Source organism: Acinetobacter sp. UBA2581 (genome assembly GCF_002339435.1).
In the GTDB taxonomy this organism is placed as follows: domain Bacteria; phylum Pseudomonadota; class Gammaproteobacteria; order Pseudomonadales; family Moraxellaceae; genus Acinetobacter; species Acinetobacter variabilis.
In genome coordinates this window covers 1-26,443 of the sequence record NZ_DDLD01000016.1, presented here as the reverse complement: position 1 = coordinate 26,443, position 26,443 = coordinate 1, and the positions used below count along the sequence as shown (strand labels likewise).

22 protein-coding genes and 1 riboswitch are annotated in these 26,443 nt (G+C 43.6%); of the genes, 10 read left to right on the top strand and 12 right to left on the bottom strand.

Annotation, left to right across the window (positions count from 1 at the left end; translation table 11 throughout):
* Positions 1-173: 173 nt before the first annotated feature.
* The 4 genes from nadA to secA form a co-directional block, all read right to left on the bottom strand.
* Positions 174-1,241, bottom strand: a complete 1,068-nt coding sequence (gene nadA / locus B3Q46_RS01595) for a quinolinate synthase NadA (protein WP_004782199.1) — start codon at positions 1,239-1,241, stop codon at positions 174-176.
* A 152-nt stretch (positions 1,242-1,393) separates the two neighbouring features.
* Entirely contained in the window at positions 1,394-2,614 is a 1,221-nt protein-coding gene (argJ, locus tag B3Q46_RS01590; protein WP_005232027.1) for a bifunctional glutamate N-acetyltransferase/amino-acid acetyltransferase ArgJ, read from the bottom strand.
* Between the two features lie 154 nt (positions 2,615-2,768).
* Positions 2,769-3,122 carry a hypothetical protein gene (locus B3Q46_RS01585; protein ID WP_004782196.1) on the bottom strand — a complete coding sequence of 118 codons (354 nt, stop codon included), beginning with the start codon at positions 3,120-3,122 and terminating at the stop codon, positions 2,769-2,771.
* 153 nt (positions 3,123-3,275) lie between these two features.
* Complete coding sequence (gene secA, locus B3Q46_RS01580; protein ID WP_005232028.1) at positions 3,276-6,002, bottom strand: preprotein translocase subunit SecA; 2,727 nt, start codon at positions 6,000-6,002, stop codon at positions 3,276-3,278.
* 331 nt (positions 6,003-6,333) lie between these two features.
* Between secA and B3Q46_RS01575 the strand changes: the two genes are divergently transcribed.
* Positions 6,334-6,975 carry a peroxiredoxin gene (locus B3Q46_RS01575; RefSeq protein ID WP_005232029.1) on the top strand — a complete coding sequence of 214 codons (642 nt, stop codon included), beginning with the start codon at positions 6,334-6,336 and terminating at the stop codon, positions 6,973-6,975.
* Between the two features lie 405 nt (positions 6,976-7,380).
* Positions 7,381-7,971: a dual specificity protein phosphatase family protein gene (locus B3Q46_RS01570; RefSeq protein ID WP_261635008.1), complete on the top strand. Its 591-nt coding sequence runs from the start codon at positions 7,381-7,383 to the stop codon at positions 7,969-7,971.
* A gap of 5 nt (positions 7,972-7,976) precedes the next feature.
* Here B3Q46_RS01570 and B3Q46_RS01565 read toward each other — a convergent pair whose 3' ends face one another.
* The 4 genes from B3Q46_RS01565 to trpA are packed head-to-tail and all read right to left on the bottom strand — an operon-like array spanning position 7,977 to position 11,974.
* Positions 7,977-9,005, bottom strand: a complete 1,029-nt coding sequence (locus B3Q46_RS01565) for an SPOR domain-containing protein (protein WP_414631433.1) — start codon at positions 9,003-9,005, stop codon at positions 7,977-7,979.
* Positions 8,996-10,279 carry a bifunctional tetrahydrofolate synthase/dihydrofolate synthase gene (folC, locus tag B3Q46_RS01560; protein WP_005232032.1) on the bottom strand — a complete coding sequence of 428 codons (1,284 nt, stop codon included), beginning with the start codon at positions 10,277-10,279 and terminating at the stop codon, positions 8,996-8,998. The genes B3Q46_RS01565 and folC overlap by 10 nt, the downstream gene beginning before the upstream one ends.
* A complete protein-coding gene (gene accD / locus B3Q46_RS01555; RefSeq protein ID WP_034169942.1) occupies positions 10,276-11,172 on the bottom strand; it encodes an acetyl-CoA carboxylase, carboxyltransferase subunit beta in 897 nt (298 codons plus the stop codon). The genes folC and accD overlap by 4 nt, the downstream gene beginning before the upstream one ends.
* Before the next feature lies 1 nt (position 11,173).
* On the bottom strand, positions 11,174-11,974 hold the full coding sequence (trpA, locus tag B3Q46_RS01550; protein ID WP_005232034.1) for a tryptophan synthase subunit alpha: 801 nt from the start codon (positions 11,972-11,974) through the stop codon (positions 11,174-11,176).
* 365 nt (positions 11,975-12,339) lie between these two features.
* On the opposite strand from trpA, the gene B3Q46_RS01545 reads away from it, so the two are divergent.
* On the top strand, positions 12,340-13,671 hold the full coding sequence (locus tag B3Q46_RS01545; RefSeq protein WP_005232036.1) for a Na+/H+ antiporter NhaC family protein: 1,332 nt from the start codon (positions 12,340-12,342) through the stop codon (positions 13,669-13,671).
* 40 nt (positions 13,672-13,711) lie between these two features.
* Here the strand turns inward: B3Q46_RS01545 and B3Q46_RS01540 are convergent, their stop codons facing one another.
* A complete protein-coding gene (locus B3Q46_RS01540; RefSeq protein ID WP_005232038.1) occupies positions 13,712-14,749 on the bottom strand; it encodes a helix-turn-helix domain-containing protein in 1,038 nt (345 codons plus the stop codon).
* Positions 14,750-14,889: 140 nt separating this feature from the next.
* Here B3Q46_RS01540 and B3Q46_RS01535 point away from each other — a divergent pair, with 140 nt between their 5' ends.
* A complete protein-coding gene (locus B3Q46_RS01535; protein WP_005232040.1) occupies positions 14,890-15,768 on the top strand; it encodes a metal-dependent hydrolase in 879 nt (292 codons plus the stop codon).
* 66 nt (positions 15,769-15,834) lie between these two features.
* On the opposite strand, the gene B3Q46_RS01530 is transcribed toward B3Q46_RS01535, so the two are convergent.
* From B3Q46_RS01530 to B3Q46_RS01520, 3 genes are all read right to left on the bottom strand, one after another.
* Positions 15,835-16,827 (bottom strand): DUF2804 domain-containing protein, encoded by a 993-nt coding sequence (locus B3Q46_RS01530; protein WP_005232041.1) that lies wholly within the window; start codon positions 16,825-16,827, stop codon positions 15,835-15,837.
* A 361-nt stretch (positions 16,828-17,188) separates the two neighbouring features.
* Positions 17,189-18,433, bottom strand: coding sequence for a tryptophan synthase subunit beta (trpB, locus tag B3Q46_RS01525; protein ID WP_005232043.1), 1,245 nt, complete (start codon positions 18,431-18,433; stop codon positions 17,189-17,191).
* Positions 18,414-19,058 carry a phosphoribosylanthranilate isomerase gene (locus B3Q46_RS01520; protein ID WP_005232046.1) on the bottom strand — a complete coding sequence of 215 codons (645 nt, stop codon included), beginning with the start codon at positions 19,056-19,058 and terminating at the stop codon, positions 18,414-18,416. Before B3Q46_RS01520 ends, trpB begins: the two co-directional genes overlap by 20 nt.
* 192 nt (positions 19,059-19,250) lie before the next feature.
* Positions 19,251-19,474, top strand: a riboswitch (cobalamin riboswitch).
* A gap of 36 nt (positions 19,475-19,510) precedes the next feature.
* On the opposite strand from B3Q46_RS01520, the gene B3Q46_RS01515 reads away from it, so the two are divergent.
* The 6 genes from B3Q46_RS01515 to B3Q46_RS01490 all read left to right on the top strand — a co-directional run.
* Positions 19,511-21,340 (top strand): TonB-dependent receptor plug domain-containing protein, encoded by a 1,830-nt coding sequence (locus tag B3Q46_RS01515; RefSeq protein WP_261635011.1) that lies wholly within the window; start codon positions 19,511-19,513, stop codon positions 21,338-21,340.
* Positions 21,341-21,480: 140 nt separating this feature from the next.
* Positions 21,481-22,065, top strand: a complete 585-nt coding sequence (locus B3Q46_RS01510; protein WP_005232049.1) for a cob(I)yrinic acid a,c-diamide adenosyltransferase — start codon at positions 21,481-21,483, stop codon at positions 22,063-22,065.
* Positions 22,066-22,210: 145 nt separating this feature from the next.
* Entirely contained in the window at positions 22,211-22,924 is a 714-nt protein-coding gene (locus B3Q46_RS01505) for a glycerophosphodiester phosphodiesterase (RefSeq protein ID WP_005232050.1), read from the top strand.
* A 424-nt stretch (positions 22,925-23,348) separates the two neighbouring features.
* A complete protein-coding gene (locus tag B3Q46_RS01500) occupies positions 23,349-24,515 on the top strand; it encodes an acyl-CoA desaturase (protein WP_005232051.1) in 1,167 nt (388 codons plus the stop codon).
* 138 nt (positions 24,516-24,653) lie between these two features.
* Positions 24,654-26,099, top strand: coding sequence for a protein adenylyltransferase SelO (locus tag B3Q46_RS01495; protein ID WP_005232052.1), 1,446 nt, complete (start codon positions 24,654-24,656; stop codon positions 26,097-26,099).
* A 76-nt stretch (positions 26,100-26,175) separates the two neighbouring features.
* Positions 26,176-26,443 (top strand): MmcQ/YjbR family DNA-binding protein (locus B3Q46_RS01490; protein WP_286712947.1); only part of this gene is annotated, 268 nt, incomplete at its 3' end.

The following is a 26,443-nucleotide window of genomic DNA, read 5'->3' as shown; positions in this document are numbered from 1 at the left end:
CAGGCTGTGCTATGCTCCGATTCATCTCAGCTTTCGTATCAAGCTTATCGCTTGGTACGGTGTGCATTCTAGGCGTGACGCCATAAGACGTCAACACCTATATTTAAAAAAAATCAAAAAAACACTTCAAGCGTTTATTTATCAAGCATTTCAGACATTTTTTATACAAAATTCTAGCGTTTCAAGCTGGCACTAAAATCCAGCATACGATCCAGAGGCAGTTTGGCTCGCTGAGCTAATGCGGGTTCAACATGAATCTCCTGATCACGATGTTGTAGAACATGCAAGATTCCATCTAGCTCGTTCATGGCCATCCAAGGGCAGTGTGCACATGAACGGCAGGTTGCTCCTTCTCCAGCGGTTGGAGCTTCAATCAGAATCTTATCTGGCACAGCCTGCTGCATTTTATAGAAAATACCGCGATCTGTTGCCACGATCAAACGCTGATTTGGCAAGGTTTGAGCTGCCTTGATTAACTGAGAAGTACTTCCGACTGCATCAGCAATTTCTACCACAGACATCGGTGATTCTGGATGGACCAGCACTGCCGCATCTGGATACAAGGCTTTCATATTAGCAATTCCGCGCGAACGGAATTCTTCGTGGACGATACACGCGCCATCCCACAGTAACATGTCAGCGCCAGTTTTATTCTGGATATAGCGCCCCAAATGCTGATCCGGTGCCCAGATAATTTTCTCGCCCAAACTATCGAGGTGTTCAATAATCTCCACTGCACAACTTGAAGTCACGACCCAGTCAGCGCGGGCTTTAACTGCAGCCGAAGTATTGGCATACACCACTACAGTATGATCAGGATGCGCATCACAGAATTTGGTAAATTCCTCTACCGGGCAGCCCAAATCCAGTGAACAGGTCGCTTCAAGAGTTGGCATCAGGACAGTTTTTTCTGGTGAAAGTATTTTTGAAGTTTCACCCATGAACTTAACCCCAGCTACCACTAAGGTCGACGCAGGATGGTCACGTCCAAAACGCGCCATTTCCAATGAATCGGACACACAGCCACCAGTCAATTCTGCCAGTTCCTGTACTTCAGGATCACAATAATAGTGTGCAACTAGCACTGCATTCTGCTTTTCTAGTTCGGCTTGAATCTGTGTAAATTTTTCCTGTTTGGCCTGTGCACTGATCTGATGCTCTTTGGGTTCTCCTAAACGATCTAAATGCGCCTGCACAATCGATTTGGCTTCATTGGCTATTAATTTGGTCGCATCATTCATAATAACTCTTACTCTACCCTCATAGTTCATTATTCAATGAACCTTTCACTCTACATCCCGGTCATCTCTGGCGAAATGCTTTTTTGACCAGTCATTAAAAATCATAAGATATAAAAAAAGCCCCACAACGGAGGCTTTAGAAACAATCTGAATTATGAACGATAATCAGCATTGATTTTCACATAATCATAGGACAGGTCACAGGTATAGACTGTATCTTTTGCTTCCCCACGTCCAAGATCAACACGAATCGTCATTTCAGCTTGTGCCATCACACGTGCACCTGCCTCTTCGGTATAGTCTGCTGCTGCACCACCATCCTTGCAGATTTGTACATCATCTAACCAAACCTGAATTTTTGCAACGTCTAAATTCGCCACACCTGCATAACCGATCGCAGCCAGAATACGGCCCCAATTTGGATCAGAAGCAAAGATCGCAGTTTTTACCAATGGAGAATGCGCGATGCTATAGGCCACGTCACAGCATTCCTGAGTATTGGCACCGCCTTCTACGGCCACAGTAATAAATTTGGTTGCGCCTTCACCATCACGCACGATCAATTGCGCAAGGCGCTTCATAGTACGCATTAATACTTCAAGCACAGCTGCATAACGTGGATCTTCAACTGATGAAATTTCTGTTCCACCGGCCTGACCCGTAGCAATGAAAATACAAGAGTCATTGGTAGAGGTATCACCATCAATGGTAATGCGGTTGAATGACTGATTCACTGTCTCAGATAAAAGCTGTTGAACCAGTTCACGGCTGATTGGTACATCAGTCGCCACATAACCCAACATAGTCGCCATATTTGGGCGAATCATACCGGCACCTTTGGAAATTCCGGTCATGGTATAAGTAATACCATCCAGCTCGAACTGTTCAGATGCACCTTTCGGCGTAGTATCTGTGGTCATAATACCCGTTGCAGCATCGATCCAGGCATCATCACGCAATGAGTCTAATGCAGGCCGCAAGCCACTGAGCAGATGCTCCATTGGTAATTGTTCACCAATTACCCCTGTTGAAAATGGCAATACTTCTTCAGCTTTCACGCCTGCAAGTTCAGCCAGTTTGGCACAAGTGGCTTCAGCATTCGCCATACCTGTAGCACCTGTACCCGCATTGGCATTTCCGGTATTTATCACTAAATAACGTGGATTACCTACCGCCAGATGTGCTTTAGAAACATGTACAGGGGCAGCACAAAAAGCATTCTGGGTAAATACGCCTGCAACATTGGAGCCTTCAGCCAGTTCAAATATCACCAGGTCACGTCGGTTCTGATAGCGCACATACGCTTCTGCCGAACCAATTCTCACCCCTTTTACCACATGCATCTGTGGCATAGATACGTCACCAACTGCCATTTTTAAATGTCCAATATTGAAGTTTCAGAAAAATACAGCTTAGTTGATCTTCATTAAAAAATCGAGCCAAAGCCAGATGAACACTCACTTTTCTTATGGTTTTTCACAATAAAAAACCAGTCATAGTGACTGGTTTTATTAAACTAGATCAAACTTAGTTTTTAGCCAACTGGGTTGATTCATTCAATAAAGCCTGTTTTGCCTGTTGCTGACTTGCCACAGAAAGTGCAGGGTTAGAAGCAACAATACGGTCAGCATTGGCTGCATTGGCTGCTGCAATCGCTGCAGTCTGCAAAACGATTGGACGGTTTGAATTATTAAAGGTATAGCGAATGCCAGTACGCGGACTTGCAATGGTCACCTGACCATCTGCACCCGTCTGAACCTGAGCCGTAGTTGGACCAATGGCCTGCTGAACTTTAGCAGGTGTCGTTGTTGCTGTTTCTGCAAAACTTAAAGCCGGGATTGCCAAAGCAGCAACCATCATCGTTTTTAATACTTTTGTCATTGTTTCTTCCACTTTGCGGTGTTCAATCTGTCATTAAATACCATTTAATCCCGCACAGTGCAAACTGTATTCACCAGCTGAAAAGTCCATATACATAAAAAGATCAGGGCCATTTGACCCTGATCTTTTTATAGTTTAGAAACTTAGCAGAAATTAGATCTTGCCATGACACTGTTTGTATTTCAGACCTGAACCACATGGACAAGGTGCATTACGGCTTGCCGGTGCTTCAAAAACTGGTGCAACTGGATTAGCCTGCGCACTTTGCTCAGTGGTGATTTCATCTTCTTCAGCCAGTAATCCATCAAATTCCTGATGAGATAACTGCAAACGCATCGCTTCAGCCTGTGCCTGCTGCTGTGCTTCCATTTCAGCCAGTTCTTCAGGTGTTGGCACATGGATGCGTGACAGATCAGTAATGACGTCAGATTTAATCACCCCCAGCATGTTTACAAACAGGTTGTAGGCTTCTTTTTTGTATTCCTGCTCTGGGTTTTTCTGTGCATAACCGCGTAAATGAATTCCTTGACGCAGGTAATCCATCGCAGCCAGATGCTCTTTCCAGTGACGGTCCAGAGAGTTCAACATGAAATGACGTTCGAGTGATGCTGCAGATTCAGCGCCCATTTGTTCACGACGTGAACGGTAACGATTTACCACTTCTTCAGTAATTCGTTCAACCAGTGCTTCTTCATCTAAACGACGATCCTGCTCTAACCATTGTGCGACTGGCAGATCAATCGATAAGTCTTCACGTAGTGCAAGTTCCAGACCTTCAATATCCCACTGATCGTGAATCGATTCAGGCGGAATATAATTGGCGATCATGCCCTGCATCACTTCACGGATCATCTCTTCGATATAATCCTGCAATGAGCTTTCAGCCAGAATCTCATCACGCTGACTATAGATGATTTTACGCTGTTCGTTATTCACGTCATCGTATTTCAACAGGTTCTTACGAATGTCGAAGTTACGTGCTTCTACTTTGCGTTGTGCATTTTCGATTGAGCGTGACACCATTTTGTGTTCAATCGCTTCATCTTCTTTTAAGCCCATCGCACGCATCATGGCAACCACACGGTCACCCGCAAAGATACGCATCAAGTCATCTTCAAGAGACAGGTAGAAACGCGATACACCCGGGTCACCCTGACGGCCCGCACGACCACGCAACTGGTTATCGATACGGCGAGATTCATGACGCTCAGAACCGATAATATGCAAACCACCAGAAGCGAGAACTGCTTCATGATTCGCTTCCCATTCTGCTTTTAGGCGTGCTTCATCTTCAGGGGTTGGGTTTTCAATTTTAGCCAGTAGCGCTTTCCAGTTACCACCCAGCAAAATATCGGTACCACGACCAGCCATGTTTGTGGCAATGGTTACGGCACGCGGTGCACCCGCTTGGGCAATAATATCCGCTTCACGTTCATGCTGTTTGGCATTCAGGACTTCATGTTCAATACCAGCTTCTTTAAGCTTGTCAGAAAGAATTTCCGACGCTTCAATAGTAGCAGTACCAATCAGGATTGGCGCAACACCAGCTTCGTGAACACGCTGAATTTCCTGAATAATCGCATTGTATTTACCTTCACGATTCAGGTAAATCAAATCGTTCTGGTCATTACGGATCATTGGACGGTGAGTTGGAATAATTACCACATCCAGACCGTAAATTTCTTTCATTTCCGCAGCTTCAGTATCTGCTGTACCGGTCATACCGGATAATTTTTTATACAGACGGAAATAGTTCTGGAATGTGGTAGTTGCAAGGGTCTGATTTTCCGGCTGGATTTCCAGACCTTCTTTTGCTTCAACCGCTTGGTGCAGACCTTCAGACCAGCGACGGCCCGGCATGGTACGACCGGTATTTTCATCAACAATGATCACTTCACCTTCATGGATGATGTAATGCACGTTACGTTGATATAAATAGTGCGCACGAATCGCAGCAGTCACATGATGCAGCAAATTCAGATTAGACGCTGAATACAGGCTTTCTCCTTCAGCCAATAAGCCCATTGCAATCAATTCACTTTCTATGGTCTCAAAACCGGTTTCTGTAATTTCAACAGAGCGCTGTTTTTCATCAATCCAGAAATGACCGCCATCCGGTACTTTTTCTTCTTTTTGTGCTTTTAACTTCGGCGGAATGTTATTGATTGCTGCATAAAGCTGGGAAGAATCTTCACTTTGACCAGAAATAATCAGTGGTGTACGTGCTTCATCGATCAGGATCGAATCGACCTCATCGATGATGGCATAGGTCAGACCACGCTGTTTTTTCTCAGTCAGCGAGAACACCATATTGTCACGAAGATAATCGAAACCGAATTCGTTATTGGTACCGTAAGTGATATCTGCTTTATAGGCTTCAGATTTTTCTATCGGATTCTGCATGGAATAGATAATCCCAATGCTTAAACCCAAGAATTCGAACAATGGACGGTTTAACTCGGCATCACGTTGTGCCAGATAGTCGTTCACCGTGATGACATGGACACCCTGCCCGCTCAATGAATTAAGATAACAGGCCAGCGTCCCCATCAGGGTTTTACCTTCACCGGTACGCATCTCGGCAATCTTGCCTTCATGCAGGGTAATACCACCAATCAACTGTACGTCGTAGTGACGCATTCCCATAACACGTTTTGCAGCTTCACGACAGACTGCGAATGCTTCAGGAAGTAACTTGTCTAGGCTTTCACCTTTATTATATCGTTGTTTGAATTCTTCAGTTTTTGCAGATAAGTCTGCATCGCTTAGGGCTGATATCGTCGGCTCGAGCGCATTAATCTTGTCTACGATTTTACGCATGCGTTTGAGTTCGCGCTCATTTTTGGTACCGAAGATTCCTCCGATCAGACTTGCCAACATGAATAGACTCTCTAAATCTTGCTTGTCAAATAAATATGTTCTTAGTCGTTATTATGGTGCTAGAAATTTGAACTACAAGGGTTTTGCCAGAAAACCAATGAAAAAAACTCATCCTTCGTCCTAGCCCTGAGACCTAAGGCAAAGTAATGTAGCAAATTTTACCCATGCAACATAGTTAATTAGACGACTGATTTGTCTGATTCTGAATCGACAGCCTATTTCTTTATTCGGTTTATTCATAAGAAATTCTAAAAACACTATTTTAAATCATAAAAAAATTGGTTCATATTTATTTTCATCGACACATTACAAGATCAATTGAGGCAAGAAAATGAGTTTACGTTTAGGCGATACCGCACCGAATTTCGAACAGCAATCTAGCGAAGGCTTAATTAACTTTTATGACTTTCTAGGCGATAGCTGGGGCATTTTATTTTCACATCCAGCGGACTACACGCCTGTATGCACCACTGAACTGGGCTTTACCGCAAAGCTGAAAGATGAGTTTACAAAACGCGGCGTGAAAGCAATTGCCCTTTCTGTAGATGATGTTGAATCGCATCATGGCTGGATCAAAGACATTAATGAAACTCAAGATACCACCGTTAACTTCCCGATCATTGCAGATCAGGACCGCAAAGTCTCTACACTGTATGATTTCATTCACCCAAATGCCAGCGAAACTTTAACTGTACGCTCTCTGGTAATCATTGATCCAAATAAGAAAGTGCGTCTGATTATTACCTACCCTGCATCAACAGGCCGCAACTTCCATGAAGTACTACGTGTAGTCGACTCTCTACAATTAACTGACAACCATAAAGTCGCAACCCCGGCTAACTGGCAACATGGCGATGATGTGGTGATTGTACCTTCACTGAAAGATGAGGAAGAAATCAAACAACGTTTTCCGAAAGGTTATAAAGCTGTAACTCCATACCTACGTCTGACACCACAGCCTGAGCAAAATTAAAAGGACTCCTTTTTAATTTTGCGCAAGGCAAACGAAGTGCGCAGTATTTGAAACGCTGCCTTAATTTAGCGCAAGACAAGCGAAGCGCGTAGTTCAAGTTAAAACGGAGCACTGCTCCGCCCTGAGGAATATATTCCGCAAGAAGTCCCACGGCTATGCCGTGGGTGCAAGAGGATAAGCTAAATGCTGTTATATCCTTTTTGAATATTAAAAAACCGCAATCAACTCTCCACCATGAAAATGCTAGTCGTCATGCATCAAGCATCAATTTCATGCTTAGTTTGATACCCACCGACGAGCCGGGTTTTCGAACTTTTCCATCAAGCCTGTCTTCGGACAGGCTTTTTTTTTGAAAAAGCCGATATGCTGTTGAAGAGAATACTTAAAAAGATGAGTCAGGTTGTAATGAAAAATAATTATGTACTTCTTCTGGTTTCCACACTTGTTTTATCCGGCTGTACTCCAGCGCTGCCTGAACAGGAACGCCCAATGCACTGGGGACGGGAACTACATGAAGAACATAATTTTTATCAGATCAGCGATGAACTCTACCGAAGTGAACAGCCAAGCCATGAACTGACGCCCTTATTAAAACAATATGCCATTAATGTGGTGATCAACCTGCGTTCACGCGATAAAGATACAGATATTTTGTCAAATGAATACCTCAAGCTTAAGCATATTCCCATTCATACCTGGGCTATGAATCGCGAGGATTTACTGAACGTAATGCAGTTGATTCAACAGGCACGGCAAAATAATGAAAAAATACTTTTACACTGTTATCACGGTTCAGACCGTACCGGTGCCAGTGTCGCCATGTACCGGATTATTTTCCAGAACTGGAGCATTGAAGACGCAGTACGGGAAATGAAGCATGGCGGTTATGGCTTTCATTCCATTTGGCGCAATATTGAAAAATTATTTACCCCTGAAAATGTAAAATGGATTCGCGAGCAACTCGCGAATCCATCTACAGAAACTTCGGTTAAGTAAGAGAGTTAACGCTTATCTAGCGGCACCCAATCATTCACCCAAGCTGATTTCATATTCAGGCTGGCATCAGACGCGATTTTCTTACGCAGTGCATCTGCTGTTTCACGGTCTTTAGATGGACCGACCATAATACGCACACCTTTAGATGTCTGGCTCTTGGTGACCTTGTAACCTTTGGCTCGCAGTTTGGCCGCAATGGCATCAGCATTGGCTTCATTGGCAGCCAGGGCCACCTGCACCATCCACTGCTTATCACTTTCACCTTCAAGGAGTTTGCGGGCTTTTTCAGCTTCAGCCTTTTTCTTGGCTTCTTCTGCTTTATGCTTCTCTTCAGCTTTGCGCTTCTCTTCTGCCTTACGTTTTTCCTCAGCAGCTTTATGCTCAGCTTCTTTTTTCTTTTCAGCCGCTTTGTGCTCTTCCTCGGCCTTACGTTTTGCTTCAGCTGCTTTATGTGCTTCTTCAGCTTTACGTTTATCTTCTAGTTTACGTTTTTCTTCTGCAGCCTTCTGCTCTGCCTGTTTCTTGGCAGTATCAGCTGAAGTTTGGGCTTTTTGCTGCTCAAGCTTCTGCTGTTCTAACTTTTTTTGTGCAGCAGCCTTGTCTTCAGCCAGACGTTTTTGCTTCGTCTGTTCATCTTCAGCCAGTTCAGGCGGAATATTGTCTGAACTTTGCTGTCCCATACGATGAGCATTCAAAGCGGCATATTCTTCAGCCGCACGACGTGCTGCATCTGCCTCAGCCTGCTGTTGCATGGCTAAAAATTCAGCTGCACGGGCTTCCTGTTCAGCCACTGCTTTTTCGCGGTCACGACGCTGCTGTTCCAGCAGACGTTTTTCTGTTTCCACATCGACTGTTAAAGAACCTAATGAATTGTTGACTGTATCTTTTGATTCTACTTCTGCAGCCAGTGCCGGGTTTTGCTGACGATCCTGATGAATTTCATTTTGGCCTTTCAGGAGTAATGCTGCCAATAAAACACCACCACCTAGTAAAACAACGCCACCCATCCAGCGTTGTTTGTTATTCATTGACATTCTTCCAAATACTCCCATACCGCTTCTAAGGTATGAAATGATCCACATACCAAAATCAGCTGATTATTCTCTGTTTCATCCAGCGCTGATTTAAAAGCTAATTTTACATTGTCAAATTGTTCTATCAATTCACCTTGCAATGCATCAGTCAAGAGTGTGACCTCTGCCGCACGTGGCACAGATAATGGTGCAATTTTCCACAAATGAACAGTGTCTTTCAACAACTTGACGACAGAATTTATATCTTTATCTGCCAGCATGGAAAATACACAAATGACTTCTTTATATTTCTTTTTGTAATTTAAATAATTGTGCAATTGTTTTAACAGGAACTCTACCCCATGCGGGTTATGCCCGGCATCAAAAATTACAGTCTTATTCTGAATTTCTCGAACTTCAAAACGTCCCGGCAATTTAGCTGCCTGAATTCCTTCCGCAATCGCTGTCTGGTTGACTTCCAGATCACTCAGCAAGATCGCTGCAACCGCTGTCGAAATATTATCCAGCGCCAGTGAACCTGACGGTAATTTTAAAGTCGTACCTGATGATGCAAATGCCCAGGTTTTGCCATCTTCAAAGGCTTCATAGAAATAATCACGGTTGATAGCATACAACGGCGCATTACATTCAGCAGTTTTATCCAGAATGGCTTGTGGAATATCTTGCTGACCGCCAAAAATCACGGGAATACTCGGACGGATAATGCCAGCTTTTTCAAAGGCAATTTTTTCGATGGTATCACCAAGCCAGTCAGTATGATCCAGTCCGATATTGGTGATGACCGCAACATCCGGATTAACCACATTGACCACATCCAGACGACCGCCTAGTCCGACTTCCAGCACCCACACATCACACAGTTCATTTTTAAAAATCACAAATGCAGCAAGTGTGGTTGCTTCAAAGAATGACAGGCTTAAATCGCATTCGCGACGTGCCCGATCGACTTCAACAAAAGCATCAATCAGCAACTGGTCTTCGACTTCAACCCCGCGTAATTTCACCCGTTCATTGAAGCGATATACGTGAGGAGACTGATACAGTCCGACCTTAAAACCCTGAGCATTAAGAATGGCAGCCAGAGTCGTGGTCGTTGAACCTTTACCATTGGTTCCGGCAACCGTCAGGACTTTAGCCTCCGGATTGATCACCCCCAGCTTTTCAGCCACAGGAATGACACGTTCCAGACCTAAATCAATTCCCGTAACGTGAACATGGCTCCAATAATCGAGCCATGTATCAAGTGAATCAGTTGCTAATGGTGCTGTATTCAAGGCAGGTTCATCAATTTCGTGATAATACGATAAACTGTATCACGTAATGCATGACGGTGAACAATCTGATCGATTACACCATGATCAAGCAAATATTCAGCGCGCTGGAACGGTTCGTCCAGTTTTTCACGCACGGTCTGCTCGATCACACGTTTACCCGCAAAACCAATCATCGCTTTCGGTTCAGCCAGATGCACATCACCCAGCATGGCTAAAGATGCAGTTACACCGCCGTAGACTGGATGGGTCAATACCACCACATAAGGCAGACCTGCTTCTTTCAAACGCTGAATCGCTGCTGAAGTACGTGCCATTTGCATCAAAGACAGCATGCCTTCCTGCATACGCGCGCCACCAGAAGCTGCAAAACAGATCAGAGGCTGATGTGTTTCAATCGCACGCTCCGCTGCCTGCACAAAACGGTCACCCACTACAGTGCCCATAGAGCCGCCCATGAAGTCGAATTCAAATGCGGTTGCAATCATTGGTACACCTTTCAGCAGACCTTGCATCACGATCAGTGCTTCAGTTTCACCTGTTTTCTTTTGTGCTTCCGACATACGCTCTGGATAAGCTTTGCTGTCGACAAATTTCAGTGGATCTTTGGCAGTAAATTCCTGACCCATTTCAGTCTGTACCTGATCAAAGAACCAGTTCAGACGGTCACGTGCTTTCATTTTCAGATGTTCATCGCATTGTGGACAAACATAAGCATTAAATGACATTGCAGTACGTGTCACCAAAGCATGACATTCAGGGCACTCAATTGTTGGCTCTGTGAATGTCGCTTTTAGGGTGGTTTGCTCATCAGGTACATGAATGCCCGGAACAATACGCTCCGTCCATGGGGTCGATGGGCTCAGAATTTTGCCTGATTTCACTTGTTGACTCATACTATAACTCATCGAGCGCTGCTCGAAGCTCCTTGACTTTATTCACCGTCGCAATAACGGCTTGTTCTGGCGCGAGGGTTGCAAACTGTTTTACAAACGCACTTCCCACAATAACTGCATCGGCAGCAACACCCATCGCTTTCGCAGATGCAGCATCACTAATACCAAAACCAACGCCTACAGGAACATCTGTCTCTGCCTTAATTTTCTGAATACGTGCAGCGGCTTCAGATACATCCAATGTCGCAGCACCCGTTACGCCTTTCAGCGACACGTAGTAAATAAAGCCATTGGCCTGTTTTACTACATGCTGAATACGCTCATCAGTTGAGGTCGGAGCCAACAGGAAAATCTGATCCATTTCATATTTTTCCAGCACTTGACCCAGATCTTGAGCTTCTTCAGGAGGAAGATCGACCAGAAGCACGCCGTCGACACCGCATTCATAGGCATAAGCCACAAACTTTTCATAGCCAATGACTTCAACCGGATTGAGATAACCCATGAGTACCACTGGTGTTTCGCGGTCTTTCAAGCGAAATTCTTTCACCATGTGCAGTGCATCTAGGGTATTGGTGCCACCGGCCAGCGCGCGTTCAGCGGCCAGAGCAATCACCGGACCATCTGCCATTGGATCTGAAAAAGGAAGACCCAATTCAATCACGTCGACGCCAGCGTCCACCATCTGGTGCAGCAAAGGTACGGTTACCTCTGGATGCGGGTCACCAGCCATAACATAAGAAACTAAAGCTTTACGCTGTTGAGATTTAAGTTGTCCAAATCGTGTGGCTAAACGTGACATAGGGCTGAGCTTTCCTTAAGGTGTTTCAAACTTGAGACATTGACTATGTAGAAATACAAGACATCGCATTGTAACGCTATTTTTTGTACATTGAACAGTGTGCAACATCGACCTCTGGCATTTCATTTCCTGTGCGAGGATTTCAGAACAACCCGAAGGGATCTATTTACGATTATTTTGATTTTTTTCTCAATGATCAAAGATGCCTAATTTTGGCATTCCCTAAAATGTTGAATATTTAGATAAACTTATTTTTATCATGGAAAAATTAATAAAAATGCAGGTGTTAGCGCATTCATTTAAAGTTTTCTGAAATTGCAAAACCTGTTTTATACTAGCCCCATTCTCTTATTTTTTTATCTCCTATGCAGACTGACTCTGAAGGTACAGTGCAGGCGCGCGCCATTGCACTGTTGCCGCTTATTGTATTTTTAACCATCTTTTTAGGTAGCGGGATCTATCATTCTCTGATCGGAACTGAATTTGCGTTTTATCAGATTAAAGCGCCTGTTGCTGCCCTGCCCGCGATTATCTTGGCTGCATTAGTGTATCGTGGCAAACTCAACCAGGGTATTGAAGAATTTCTAAAAGGTGCCAGCCATCCCAACCTGATTCTGATGTTCATGGTGTTTATGCTGGCCGGTGCTTTTGCCAGTGTCAGCAGTGCGATTGGCAGTGTTGATGCCACTGTACAAATGGGCCTGTCTGTTATTCCTCCGAGTTTTGTCTTACCGATGCTTTTTGTGATTTCGGCATTTATTGCGACGGCGATGGGTACCTCAATGGGAACTATTGCCGCCTGTGCACCGATTGCCTTTGGCTTTGCACAAGTAACCGGGATTCCGGTGGTTTATGCGATTGGAGCCGTGGTCGGTGGAGCAATGTTCGGTGATAACCTGTCCATGATTTCAGATACTACCATCGCTGCAACCAGCAGCCAGAAAGTTCAGTTACGTGACAAATTCAGCGTCAATGTCTGGATTGCTGTACCGGCTTCCATCGTCACGATTTTGATCTATATCTTCAATGCTGGCAGTTCCAGCCCCGTAGAATACAAGGACTTTAACTGGATTCTAGTCTTGCCTTATATTGCGGTCTTTTTACTGGCTTTTAGCCGTCTGCATGTTCTGGCGGTTTTAACCATCGGTGTCGTGTTATCGGGTTTATTCGGTCTATTTGCTACGCCAGATTTCAATATCCTCAAGCTGAACACTTCCATTTATGATGGCTTTGTCGGCATGTTTGAAGTGGCATTGTTATCCATGTTTTTAGGTGGCCTGTCTGCGATCATGCAACGTGAAGGTGGTTTACGCTGGCTGATCGAACGCATCTACGCGCTGACTCGCTTATTTAAAGTAGGCCGTCAACGTGCCGGTGAAATCGGGATCAGTTTCTTGGTCGTATTTTCCAACCTGTTTGTGGCAAATAATACTGTCGCGATTATTCTGGCTGGTGATATGGCCCGTGAAGTGGCGAAAGAATACGGGGTTGATCCAAAACGTGCCGCCGCCCTGATGGATATTTTCTCCTGTGTGGTACAAGGTCTGATTCCTTATGGCGCACAATTATTACTTGCCTGTTCAATTGCCAAACTTTCTCCAGTCGAGCTAATCGGGGGCGTGTATTATTGCTGGATTCTGGCAATATTTGCGGTGATTGCAATTGCTTTCCGGTACCCTAAATTAAAAACAGCTTAAATTAAGTCATGAGATAAAGCGGCCGATGATGGCCGTTTTTTTATGCCTGATCCTGTTTTAATTGTTTTCTATATTGCAATAAAGTCCGGCCTGTTGCTGCCTTATAAGCTCGGGCCAAAGCTGACTGGTCAGAATAATCCAGTTGCTGGGCAATCTCGGTCAGGCTTAGAGGCTGATGCAATAAACTTTCACAGCGCCTGATCCTTTCCTGCTCCAACAGTTTTTTAAAAGAACTACCTTGCTCATTTAGTTGACGTTGTAAAGTGCGGGTCGATACAAACAGTTGCTCGGCCAGCTGTTCAATTTTAATGGCCTGCTGTCTGCTTCTTAGATGCTCCGCGACCACTTTTTGGGCCTGACCCAAAATACTTTCCACAGGTCGTTTAGCTGCAATCGCTTCTTCAGCCTGACGAATCAATAACTGTAATAGCATTGGATCGGCCTGTTCCGATTTCAGGTTCAGTCCCTGTATATCCAGTTCGAAGCCATAATCCTGCTGTGAAAACTGCACTTCCGCAGCATAGAATTTTTGATAATGAATTCGGGCAATTTCTGGCGCATGGGCAAAGCGCACCTGACGCAAGAGCAAAGGATGATCCTGCAAAATAAAACGTCCCAATTGCACCATGGCTGCGATGGTCAGCTCATTCAGCAGGTTATAACGCTCATCCTGATAGATCCAATACAATTCAATACTCTGCGCATGCTGTCTTAGTTGCAATGGGACAAATTCACTCCCATCAATGACCAGTCGCTGAAAACGCATGATGTAGCCGATGATTTCAGGAATACTGCTGCTTTTGGAAACCATATAGCCCAGCACACCAAAATGCTCTGGCCGAATGCACTGCACAATTTCAAAAATTAACTGCGGACATACTAGCTGTTTTTGGGTTCTTAACAGAATGCTATTAAGAAAATCGAGGGGCACTTGGGCATCAAAAGGCTGATCAATCAGTCCAATGAGCTGAGGTTGTAGATCTGCAAGAAACCCTGCGGTTAAAGGCTCTATATTTAAGCTACGCAAATAGGTGGCCCATAACTGGATATAACCATTGGAGATTTTGATGTCCTGCATGAGCGCGTCCCTGTCTCTGCTGCGAATATATATTTTATTTTTCTTTGGCGTAAAATGTATAAAAATTGGCCATACCTGTCAAAACAATTTGTGCAATTCTGAACATACTGTCAGCATCTCCAGAAAAAGAATGAAAGCAGATGAACGCACCTTTAAAATCTTACATACAGCCTGTGGTACGCAGCAATCTTGATTTTAAGCTGAGTGAAATTCCGCGTTACTGGTTTGGTGGCGATCCATTCCTGACCCGTATGTTTGATGCACTGAGTCTGACCTTTCCTGATGGTGAACGTTATTTCATTCAGAGCGTGCGACTATTCCGCGACCAAATTAAAGATCCAGATCTGCAAAAACGGGTAGCTGATTTTATCCGTCAGGAAGCACAACATGGTATTGCCCATGACAAGATGAATAACCTGATGCGGGAACAAGGCATGCCGGTCGATCAGTTTATTCAGCGTCTGAATTACATGATGAACTATGACCTGAAGAACCGTTCACCTGAGTACAATATTGCAGTCACTGCAGCCGCGGAACATTTGACCGCGCTCATGGCTGAAACTTTTTATGGGCAAAAAGATACTTTAAGAAATGCCCATCCTTTTGTCCGTGCTATGTTTGCCTGGCATGCGATTGAGGAAATGGAACATCGTGATGTGGCTTTTGATGTTATGAAAGATGTGGCAAAAACGCCAGAATGGCTGCGTCAATATACCTTGCTCATCACGACTTTTCTGATGTTTGGTTTTACCATTTACCGTGCCAATGTCATGCTCAAACATGATGGCTTTAGCCCGCTGCAACGCTTGCAAATGAATATCCGTGGCTTACCGTGGTTCTTTGGCAAAAAGGGGACTCTGACTCGTATGGGTAAACAGTATCGTGACTGGTTTAAAAAGGATTTCCATCCATCCCAGCACCCAGTGATTGCTCAATATGATGTTTGGGTAAAAACGCTGGCAGAAACCGGCGATCCGATTCAGGCAGGAGAAGCCTTCTGGCAAGCTGCAGAAGATTAAACCTAGAAATCAAAAAGCCTTCAAAATCGAAGGCTTTTTTAGGAGTTTAAAAGTTAATAAAATAGGTTACCACTTGGCATAGTGCTGTTCTAAAAGTCCATATTCATTGACCAGTACAATATCTTGGCCATCCTGCCGGATAGTCCCTGATACTTTTGCTTGCCACTGGCTAAACTGGCTGCCGACCAGACGCAGATTCAGATTTTCATAACGGCGCCAGCCTGTGTGTACATTCAGGTTCAAGCAGCCATCTAATGACTGGATGTTCCAACGTTCGTCAGATTCCTGCTGAAACAACACATCCGCCACAGGATAAATTTTGCCATTTACCCACAAACAGTTTTCATTACCAAAGCTTTCATTAACACCGGAAGCGAGATTGATCCCGATACGGTTATGATTGGCATCCCAGAAATTACAAGATAGCCAGAACCAGGCAGTTTCAGGACGCAAAAAGCCACAGGTATCATCCAGAGAGGCGAAGGTGCGCTCATTAAACTGGATGGTTTCACCCTGCTTATTTACGAAATAACCTTCACAACCCAAAGTGGTCAATTTCTGGGTATAGGTCCAGCCATTGATTCCGGTCGGACTGCACATACTCAGCGGATCTGTACCTGCACAGAAAATTCGGGCACTAAGCTTGATTTCACCATATTTGGTCACATGGATATAACGCACCCCATTGGCATGCTGGATATCAATCTGAAAGGGAGATTTGTGAAAATAACTATGATTAAATAATGGCTGTTCGTCTAGCACCGTATTGCGCGAGAAGAAATTGATCGCATTCCATTCCTGCACTTCGTTAGTACTATGGTTATAGATGTAGAAAAAACTGTGCCCAGCCCAAGCGATATCAGCAATCGCAAGGCCAATCGTATAATGTTCGTGTTGAATACTACAGAATTTAAATTTTTTATATTTTAGTTGCTTACGCCATCCCTTGAGTACATCACCATAGGGATTTTTGTACTGGTACGCATTGTAATCAATACTTTTTGGAATTTCTTTGAAACGTCCGTAACGTGGTTGTCCATTTTCCTGAATTAAATCCATTAAGACATTCCATCTCAATCAAAAACTATTTTTGCTTGAAGCTATTATGCCGATTATTGAGATTTGATAAAGAATTTTTTAAAACCGTTCGTCAGCTCTTCCGGCCAATTCTGCTTAAAATAACCATTTTAATTTTTTGAATGAGAAACTGATTTTTTGCTGTTTTATCCAAAACTTGAATAATTTTTATCCTATTTTGAACCAGATTGCTTCTTCCTATTACTCTCTAAAAATTTTCTTACCTATAAAAATAAAAAATCGTGCTGAATAATTCAACACGATTTTTCTTAATCCACCCTGCCCTCCTTTTAGAAAGAAGGGTTTTCTCCCCTCTTTGAAAAAGAGGGGCTAGGGGGAGATTTTACATCTCGACCATTTCTACACCATCAATACGGGCAACGGTCATCAAGTCTTTATCACCACGACCAGAAACGGTCGCAATAATGATTTGATCCTTGTCCATGGTTGGTGCAAGTTTAGTGACATAAGCCATCGCATGTGAACTTTCAAGCGCAGGAATAATCCCTTCGATCTTGGTTAGATCACGGAAACCTTGTAACGCTTCCTGATCATTAATCGGCACGTAGTTCACGCGTTCCATATCTTTCAGGAAGCTGTGTTCCGGACCTACGCCTGGATAATCCAGACCAGCAGAAATTGAATGCGTTTCAATGATCTGACCTTCTTTATCAGACATCAGATACGTACGGTTACCATGCAGTACACCGACATGACCCGCATTCAGTGGTGCAGAGTGCTTGCCAGTTTCGATTCCTAAACCTGCAGCTTCAACACCATACATTTTCACATCCTGGTCGTTCAGGAATGGATAGAACAAGCCCATCGCATTTGAACCACCCCCCACACAAGCAACCAATGCATCTGGAAGGCAACCTGCCTGTTCCTGAATCTGACGACGTGCTTCACGGCCAATAATGGACTGGAAGTCACGAACCAATTGTGGATATGGGTGCGGACCTGCCACCGTACCAATCACATAATAAGTTGAGTCAACGTTGGTAACCCAGTCACGCATCGCTTCGTTCATGGCATCTTTTAATGTTTTAGAGCCACTTTCTACAGGGACAACTGTTGCACCTAGCAAACGCATACGGTAAACGTTCATCGCCTGACGTTTCACGTCTTCAGCACCCATGAACACCACACATTCAAGACCTAAACGTGCTGCGATGGTTGCCGTTGCTACGCCATGCTGACCGGCACCTGTTTCCGCAATAATGCGTTTTTTGCCTGAAAGTTTAGCCAGTAAAGCCTGACCAATCGTGTTGTTTACTTTATGCGAGCCGGTATGGTTCAGATCTTCACGCTTTAAGTAAATTTGCGCACCACCCAACTCTTTTGACCATCGCTCAGCATGATATAAAGGACTAGGACGACCTACGTAGTAGGCTAGATCACGGTCGAATTCTGCCAGAAACTGTTCATCATCTTTCATGCGGAAATAAAGCTTTTCCAGATCTTGTAAAGCCGCCATCAGAGTTTCTGACACAAAACGCCCGCCATGGATACCGAAATGTCCACGCTCATCCGGGAATTGGGTATAGTCAATCACGGGCTTGTTGTGATTAGTACTTTGCTGATCCACGATGGACTCCTTGCATAAAGCGTTCTATGAGTTGTTGGTCTTTTATACCTTTTGCGGATTCGACACCACCACTAACATCAACAGCATAAGCCTGTGTGGTGTGAATTGCCTCCTCGATATTGTCCGGGTTTAAGCCCCCAGCCAGGATCAAGGGAATATCTAATTGAGGAAAAGTGCTCCAGTCAAAGCTGTGTCCGGTGCCACCTTTTAAATCAGGATGCCAAGCGTCTAACAGTACTGCGCTGGCTCCTGCTGCCTGATAACGTTGAATTTCAGCGACTACGTCCAGATCAGGTTTGACCTGAATCGCTTTGTACCAGCGACGTCCAACTTGCTGGGCAATGGCCTGACATTGTTCAGGGCTTTCATCACCATGAAATTGCAAAATATCTAAAGGCACTTGTTTCAATACAGTGGCAATTTCATCTGCCGTTGCATTGACAAATAAACCGACCACTTGCACATAAGCGGGAATGTGTTGCAGCAAGCCTTGTGCTTGTTCAATGCTCACATTGCGCGGACTTGGAGGATAAAACACCAAGCCAATTGCATCTGCACCCGCATGCACAACACTGTTTATATCTTGAATTCGCGTGATTCCGCAAATTTTGGCACGGGTACGCATCGTTTTGGACTCTAATCCTGATTTTCAATCTTCATTTTGCTGATCTTGCTGTGCGTGACTGTTAAATTGTCTGTTCACACTAACAAAATCAGATATTGGGGCGAATCATTGTAATGCAATTTTAAGGGGTTGAGTGAAGTTCAGGCGGATTATTCTGCATTTCCGTTGTTTAAATGGCATACAGACTTTATACTTCGCACAAATGCAACGAGTCCTAGCTTTGAGCTTTAGGGAAGTTGGTGAAAGTCCAACACTGCCCCCGCAACGGTAACCATGAAACGTATATCAATTTAAATCTTATGATTTACACCACTGTATGAACAATATGGGAAGGTGGATATACAGCGAAGCAATCATAAATTAGAAGATGCTTGGCACATTGAAGTCCGGAGACCTGCTTGTTGTGCCCTTAACTCAATCATTCACGTGGGGTGAATGTATGGAGCAAAGTCATGTCTACTCTGTTTCAGCCTACTACTTTAGTGGGCGCAATTGCACTTGCAATGGGTTTTTCAACTTCAGTTTTTGCTTCAGAATCGCAAGATCAGCGTGTGGTGAATGCTGCTTTAGATACGATTGTGGTCACGGCAACTCGTTCTGAAGAAAAAATTGGTAATGTGCCTGCGCGGATTAATATTATTGAGCCAAAGATTTTGGAACTATCGCCAATTGCATCACTGCCTGACTTATTAATGATTGACCCAGCGATCACAGTTGTTCAAAGCGGCGGTTATGGTCAAGCATCTTCTATTTTCTTACGTGGCGCCGAATCTGATCAAGCATTAGTCTTGCGTGACAGTGTGCGACTAAATTCAGCAACCTCTGGCGCTGCTTCGCTTCCATTTATTGATACAACAGACATCAAGCAAATCGAAGTTCTTAAAGGACCAGCATCTGTTCTATACGGTACAGATGCAATTGGTGGTGTTGTACAACTTATCACAAAAACACCAACTAAAAACAGTGCTTTCATCACTGGTGAAATGGGTGAAAACAATACCTATAAAAGCATCATCGGTGCAGACTTCGCCCAAGACGGTTATTATGCTCAGGTTCGCGGTCAGCGTTTAGAGACTGATGGCACACCAGTAAAAGATTCAAAAAATGCGTCTAATGCATCCTTTGATCAAAAAGGCTATAGCGCAAAGCTGGGAATTGAACAGGATGGCTATGTTGCATCTGTCGATTTCAGTGAGAACCAAGGAACAAGTCAATACGATAATAACGGCAACAACATCAGCCAAGATTTTAAAAATCAGATTATCAATTTAAAAGGCCGTGTGAATCTCAATTCTAATCTTTCTTTAAATGCTCGCTTATCACAATTTAAAGATGATATTGATCAAAACAGTTCAACTGATTTCATTCATAGTAAAACTCAAGAAGCTGAGTTGTATGGGCAATGGCAATTTACGCCTCACCAGAATATTTTATTAGGTAGCACTTACAGAGAAACTCAAGGTGATGTGATTTCTTATGGTTCTCCTTATAAAGGTGATATAGATTCTGCTGGTTATTACATACAACATCAATATCAAAACAATGGGTTAAATACACAGCTTGGTCTACGTGTTGAAGATAATGAAAAGTTTGGCACACATACTGTTGCACAAGGTGCCGTACGTTACCAACTGCTGCCATTAACCAGTATTTACGCCAATATTGGTTCTGCATTTAAAGCGCCAACGTTGAATGATATGTACGCCTACGGTGGTAACCCAGATTTAAATCCAGAAGAAAGTATTTCTTATGAAATTGGTTTAGATCAGAAATTGGCTTACAATATTTCTACTGGATTTTCGTTGTATTCGACAAAAGTTGATAGCTTAATCGATTATGACAATACCAAAAACTTAATGGAAAACATTGATAAAGCAAAAATTGAAGGTGGTGAAGCCTACATCAAGTGGCAAGATGACAACCTATATATCAATCTTGGCTATAACTATGTTGATGCAAAAGACGAAAAAACGAATGCTAGTTTAAGCCGTCGTCCGCGCCAAAGCGCAGCTTTAACTACTGGCTGGGCTGATGACAAAATTGGTTTTTCTACCACACTAACGGCAAATAGCTCATACGACAACAGCGCCTATGATGATATTACGATTCCAGGGCATCTCAGAATTGACATGCACGGTTTCTATAACATCAATCCAAATATGAAAGTTTTTGCAAACATTCAGAATATTGGTGATACAGGTTATAAAACCGCTTACGGTAGCGGCAGCTACTACATCAACGGCGGTCGCCTCGCTTCTGCAGGTGTAACTTTCCGCTACTAAAACCCGCATAACAACAAAAACTTTAAAACAGCGCAGTTTATGGATAATGTAATGACCGACATTATCCTTTTTTTATTGCGCCAACTTTTATTTCTTACGACTACATAAACGCAACTTTCACTTTCAAACAAGGAACGAACATGGGCCACCGTTTAAGTAAAATCTACACCCGCACAGGCGACTCAGGCACAACAGGACTGGGCGATGGTTCACGTGTCGCCAAAGACGACTTACGCATTCATGCATTGGGCGATGTCGATGAACTTAATGCCTGCATTGGCGTATTGCGCTCACAAATTACACATAGCAGCATTCAAGACAAAAACACTTGGGACAAATCGCTCAGCCTGATCCAACACTGGCTATTCGATTTAGGCGGTGAAGTCTGTATCCCCAATTACCACCTCGTACAACCGCTTGCGATTGAATACTTAGAGCAAGACATTGACCGCATGAATGAAAGCCTGCCAATGCTCAAAGAATTTATTTTACCTGCAGGTACATTGGCATGCAGTTATGCACATCAAGCTCGTGCTGTATGCCGTCGTGCAGAGCGCAGCGTGATGTCGGTTCACTCACGCGACCAGAATATTCAGGCGACTTCCCTGCAGCTATTAAATCGCCTATCTGACTGGCTGTTTGTGGCTTCACGCACCTTGCAACGCGCTGAAGGTGGTTCTGAGGTGTTATGGCAAAAAAATATCAATGAGACCATTGATCAATAAATCCACTAAAATATATTTAATTGCACGGAAAATTCTGCGCCAACGGTATTTGCAACAAAGTGTTTCAGGCGCAGAATATTGCAATACTCCTGTCACAACTCTTCATCATTATGTTTTCATCTTCACTTTTTCAGGTTATCGCAGCATGCGCATAATCGGACATCGCGGTGCGCGTGGGGAAGCGCCTGAAAATACACTAGGCGGTTTTCAATATATTCAGGATATCGGGATTCGCGCAGTCGAATTTGACGTACGCCAGCTTAAAGATAATGCCCTGATCATCATGCATGATGATAACTTTGTACGCACTACCGGTTTGCAAAAACCCCTCTACGAATGTAGCCGTCAGGATCTCAGTCAATATAACCACGCAGTGAAATGGTCAGAATGGAAAAAGGTCGAAGCCACTCCCATGCTGGATCAAACCCTAACCGTGATTCATAACTTTGATCATATTGAAGTTGAAGTCAAAAGTGTAACGAGCCAGGCAGATGCCGAAAAAATCACGCTTGAGCTTGAACAGCAGTTACAGGGTTATGAGCATTCAGTCGTGATTACCAGTTTTGATCCAAAAATTCATCAGGCTTTGCAACAGCAAAATTCCAGTTTAAAACGCGGCCTTCTGATTGAAACAGATGTGAAATATCAGGCGATTGATCAAGCTTTAGAACTTGGATGCTGCCAGATTGGCTGGATGAATGAACTGGCTAGCAAAGATATTATTCAAGCCACACAAGCTGCCGAACTCACTATCAGCGTCTGGACCGTAAATGATGTTAATCGTGCCAGAGAATTACGCGACTGGGGTATTCAGGGTCTCATTACCGATTATCCGAAGTTAATGATGCAACATCTTTAAATAATCCAAAATGCAAGATTCTATACATAGATCATTTTTGTTTAAACCTTGAAAAACAATTTAAAGAAAAATCCATGACTGTAATCTTGTTTAACTTTAAATGACGGGATTGTTTACAAATTTATTTCTCTGCAATCTAGTAGAAAAAATGAACATTCATTTGACTCATTTTCAGAAAATAAATTTGATTAAAAGCTTCAAAAACCTCAGTGATTTACTCGGAAATCAGAGCCTGTCTAGCCCGCGAAAATGGTAGTTTCCCTCCTATTTATTCTGTTACCGATAAGTACAGTACAACCGTACAATAATGCTAGTGATGCCCTAGGGGGCATGCTAATATGAATGAATTAACCGCTGTTAAAATAGACAATAGCGGCCTCTGTTTTTTGTTATACCTTCCCAGGTTCCAGGAGTGCTGTTGGAGATGAATGCTCCCCTACCTCAAGCCCCAATTAACTGGGTCGCTGTGTTTGCTCTGGTAGTTTTACCCATTGTAGCTGTTATCGCGATTCCGTTATATGCGTATCACTATGATTTTAGCCTTGCCGCTTGGATCAGTATGTTTGTTTTGCTCGGCGTTAGCAGCCTGGGGATTACAGCGGGCTATCATCGTCTTTGGGCACATCGTGCTTATGAAGCGACTTTACCTTTAAAAATCATTTTAATGATCATGGGTACCTTTGCGGTGCAGAACAGTATTCTGTACTGGGGTTCAGGTCACCGTACCCATCACCGTCATGTCGATGACGTGGAAAAAGACCCATATTCAATTAATAACGGCTTCTGGTATGCACACCTGGGCTGGATGCTGCGTGACTATCCTGCTGCAGAGCCAAACTATAAGAATGCACCAGACCTGCAAAACGACAAAGTCGTTATGTTCCAGCACAAATACTATGTGCCTCTAGTAATTGCAGTACATGCTGCAATCCTGTTGCCAATCGGCTGGGCTGTAGGCGATGTCTGGGGTGTATTGTTATTGGGTGGTCTGGTTCGTTTAATCCTCAGCCATCACGTGACCTTCTTCATTAACTCACTCTGCCATATGTGGGGTTCACGTCCTTATACGGATGAAAACACTGCACGTGACAACTTCTGGTTAGCGATTGCTACTTGGGGTGAGGGTTATCATAACTACCATCACATTTTCCAGTACGATTACCGTAATGGCGTGAAATGGTGGCAATATGACCCAACCAAATGGTTAATCTGGACTTGCTCTAAACTGAGTCTGGCTAAAAATCTGCGCCGTATTCCAAGCTTTAATATTAAAAAAGCTGAACTGGCAATGAAGTTTAAATATGCCGAGCAGGATCTGGCAGTATATGGCCATAATGTCAATGAAGACATTATCAATGTGAAAAGTAAGATTGCTCAAGAATATGAAGCCTTTACTCAAACATTGAATGACTGGGCCAAACTTAAAGAACAGGAAATTCAGGTGAAAAAAGCTGCTGTGGCAGAAAAGATTCATCAGATGGATGACAAGCTTAAAGTTGAATTCCAACTGGTTGAACAGCGTCTTTCTCATCATCGTGAAACACTGAATCTGTTAGTGCGTAATTTGAAAAAAGCGCCTGTCTCTCAATAAGACTTGAATTCTCAAAAAAGCTCCTGAAATCAGGGGCTTTTTTTATTTCTACTCATCTTACTTATACTTCCCTTTTACAACAGTTTTAAACAGAGATCTTTGTTATATTGCTTTTATTGCCTAAATATTTTGACTGCTATGTATTTTAATTCTCGATATCAGACTCTCCCTCCTCGCCTTTACCATCATCAGCCTCCGCTACCTTTAAAAGGTGCTAAAGCGGGACATTTTAATGCTGCGCTTGCTGATCATTTGCAATGGTCTGAGGAAGATAAAGCACAATGGGTCGAAATCTGTAATGGTCAAAAAACCTTTGCCGAATTTGAACCTTTGGCCATGGTGTATGCCGGCCATCAGTTTGGTCAATGGGCAGGTCAATTGGGTGATGGACGCGGTTTACTGATCGCCCAGATTCTGGATAAAGATCATCAAACCATTGACCTGCATTTAAAAGGTGCAGGCGCAACGCCTTATTCACGTATGGGAGATGGTCGCGCAGTGTTACGCTCGGTAATTCGGGAATATCTGGCCGGACATGCCTTAAATGCGCTAGGTGTAGAATCCAGTAATGCTGTCGGCTTTACCTCTTCCGCTCAAGGCGTACAGCGTGAAAAACTGGAACCGGGCGCGATGCTATTACGGACGTCTGACTGTCATATCCGGTTTGGACATTTTGAATGGATCAATCAGTATCAGCCAGACTTGCTGCCTGTATTCACACAAAAATGTATGGAATGGCATTATCCGCAATGTCTGCAAGCAGAACAGCCTATTCTGGCATTTGCCACTCAAGTCATTCAGTGTACTGCAGTCATGATCGCCAAATGGCAACTGGTCGGATTTGCGCATGGTGTCATGAACACCGACAACCTGAATATTACCGGTTCAACGCTAGACTTTGGTCCTTATGGGTTTATGGAGCGGTTCCGTCCCAACTGGATTAATAACCACTCGGATTATCAGGGTCGTTATACTTATCAGCAGCAACCAAGCATCGGCCACTGGAACTTGTGGATGTGGCTGAATAACCTGATTCCATTATGTCCTGAAAACTATGATGAAGAACAATGGAAACAGGATCTGGCCCAATGTCTGGAACATTATGAACCGACCTTCCTGGAACATTATAAGCATGGCCTAAACCAGAAAATGGGCTTACCGAATTTTCACAAAGACAGCTTTGACTGCGCCATGGCTTTTCTCAGAATCTTGCAAAGTGAGCAACTCGACTATACGCAAAACTTTATTCGCCTGCAAAATCATGAATATGAAGCAATTAAGGATGAGTGTTTGGATCGCCGTCAGTTTGAAGCATTCCTGACTCAATACGAAGCGATCCGTGACCATCAGGATATTGAAGAATTAGATGCAGCCATGCAGCTCGTCAATCCGCACTATATCCTGCGCAATCATATGGCACAGAAAGCAATTGAACTGGCTGAGCGGGATGATTTTTCCGAAGTCGATCGCCTGTTTAAATTATTAAGTCAGCCTTATTTAAAACAGCGAAATCTGGAACACCCTGAAGATCTAGGGCCATTGCCGAGTGATGTGCCTGAAGTCATGGTGAGTTGTTCATCTTAATTTATTCACAAGACGACCAAAAACTGTGGATAATTTAAGCATTATCCACAGTTTTATTTTGATTTATTCGTAACTTATGACCTTACATCAAATCTCAGCACAGATAGCGCTAAGTTTACCTGAAGTCACTGTGACTCAGTCTTTCGGTGAAGGTTGTGATGTATTCAAGGTGCTAGATAAAGTCTTTATGCTTCAGTTCTATCTTCAAGGCAAAGCTGTCATTAATTTAAAAGTAGCGCCTGATCATGGTGCTATGCTGCGAGATACTTATTCTTATATCCATGCGGGCTGGCATATGAATAAACAACACTGGATTTCAGTGTATAGAGGTGGTCCCACATGTT

Excerpts from the sequence above, each read along its gene's own strand:
- B3Q46_RS01520 (WP_005232046.1), bottom strand. The coding sequence starts at position 19,058 with ATGCGTACCCGTGCCAAAATTTGCGGAATCACGCGAATTCAAGATATA.
- B3Q46_RS01570 (WP_261635008.1), top strand. The coding sequence starts at position 7,381 with ATGAAAAATAATTATGTACTTCTTCTGGTTTCCACACTTGTTTTATCC.
- B3Q46_RS01500 (WP_005232051.1), top strand. The coding sequence starts at position 23,349 with ATGAATGCTCCCCTACCTCAAGCCCCAATTAACTGGGTCGCTGTGTTT.
- B3Q46_RS01585 (WP_004782196.1), bottom strand. The coding sequence starts at position 3,122 with ATGACAAAAGTATTAAAAACGATGATGGTTGCTGCTTTGGCAATCCCG.
- accD (WP_034169942.1), bottom strand. The coding sequence starts at position 11,172 with ATGAGTCAACAAGTGAAATCAGGCAAAATTCTGAGCCCATCGACCCCA.
- B3Q46_RS01565 (WP_414631433.1), bottom strand. The coding sequence starts at position 9,005 with ATGTCAATGAATAACAAACAACGCTGGATGGGTGGCGTTGTTTTACTA.
- trpA (WP_005232034.1), bottom strand. The coding sequence starts at position 11,974 with ATGTCACGTTTAGCCACACGATTTGGACAACTTAAATCTCAACAGCGT.
- nadA (WP_004782199.1), bottom strand. The coding sequence starts at position 1,241 with ATGAATGATGCGACCAAATTAATAGCCAATGAAGCCAAATCGATTGTG.
- B3Q46_RS01515 (WP_261635011.1), top strand. The coding sequence starts at position 19,511 with ATGTCTACTCTGTTTCAGCCTACTACTTTAGTGGGCGCAATTGCACTT.
- B3Q46_RS01575 (WP_005232029.1), top strand. The coding sequence starts at position 6,334 with ATGAGTTTACGTTTAGGCGATACCGCACCGAATTTCGAACAGCAATCT.
- argJ (WP_005232027.1), bottom strand. The coding sequence starts at position 2,614 with ATGGCAGTTGGTGACGTATCTATGCCACAGATGCATGTGGTAAAAGGG.
- secA (WP_005232028.1), bottom strand. The coding sequence starts at position 6,002 with ATGTTGGCAAGTCTGATCGGAGGAATCTTCGGTACCAAAAATGAGCGC.
- B3Q46_RS01495 (WP_005232052.1), top strand. The coding sequence starts at position 24,654 with ATGTATTTTAATTCTCGATATCAGACTCTCCCTCCTCGCCTTTACCAT.
- B3Q46_RS01535 (WP_005232040.1), top strand. The coding sequence starts at position 14,890 with ATGAACGCACCTTTAAAATCTTACATACAGCCTGTGGTACGCAGCAAT.
- B3Q46_RS01505 (WP_005232050.1), top strand. The coding sequence starts at position 22,211 with ATGCGCATAATCGGACATCGCGGTGCGCGTGGGGAAGCGCCTGAAAAT.
- B3Q46_RS01510 (WP_005232049.1), top strand. The coding sequence starts at position 21,481 with ATGGGCCACCGTTTAAGTAAAATCTACACCCGCACAGGCGACTCAGGC.
- B3Q46_RS01540 (WP_005232038.1), bottom strand. The coding sequence starts at position 14,749 with ATGCAGGACATCAAAATCTCCAATGGTTATATCCAGTTATGGGCCACC.
- B3Q46_RS01530 (WP_005232041.1), bottom strand. The coding sequence starts at position 16,827 with ATGGATTTAATTCAGGAAAATGGACAACCACGTTACGGACGTTTCAAA.
- B3Q46_RS01545 (WP_005232036.1), top strand. The coding sequence starts at position 12,340 with ATGCAGACTGACTCTGAAGGTACAGTGCAGGCGCGCGCCATTGCACTG.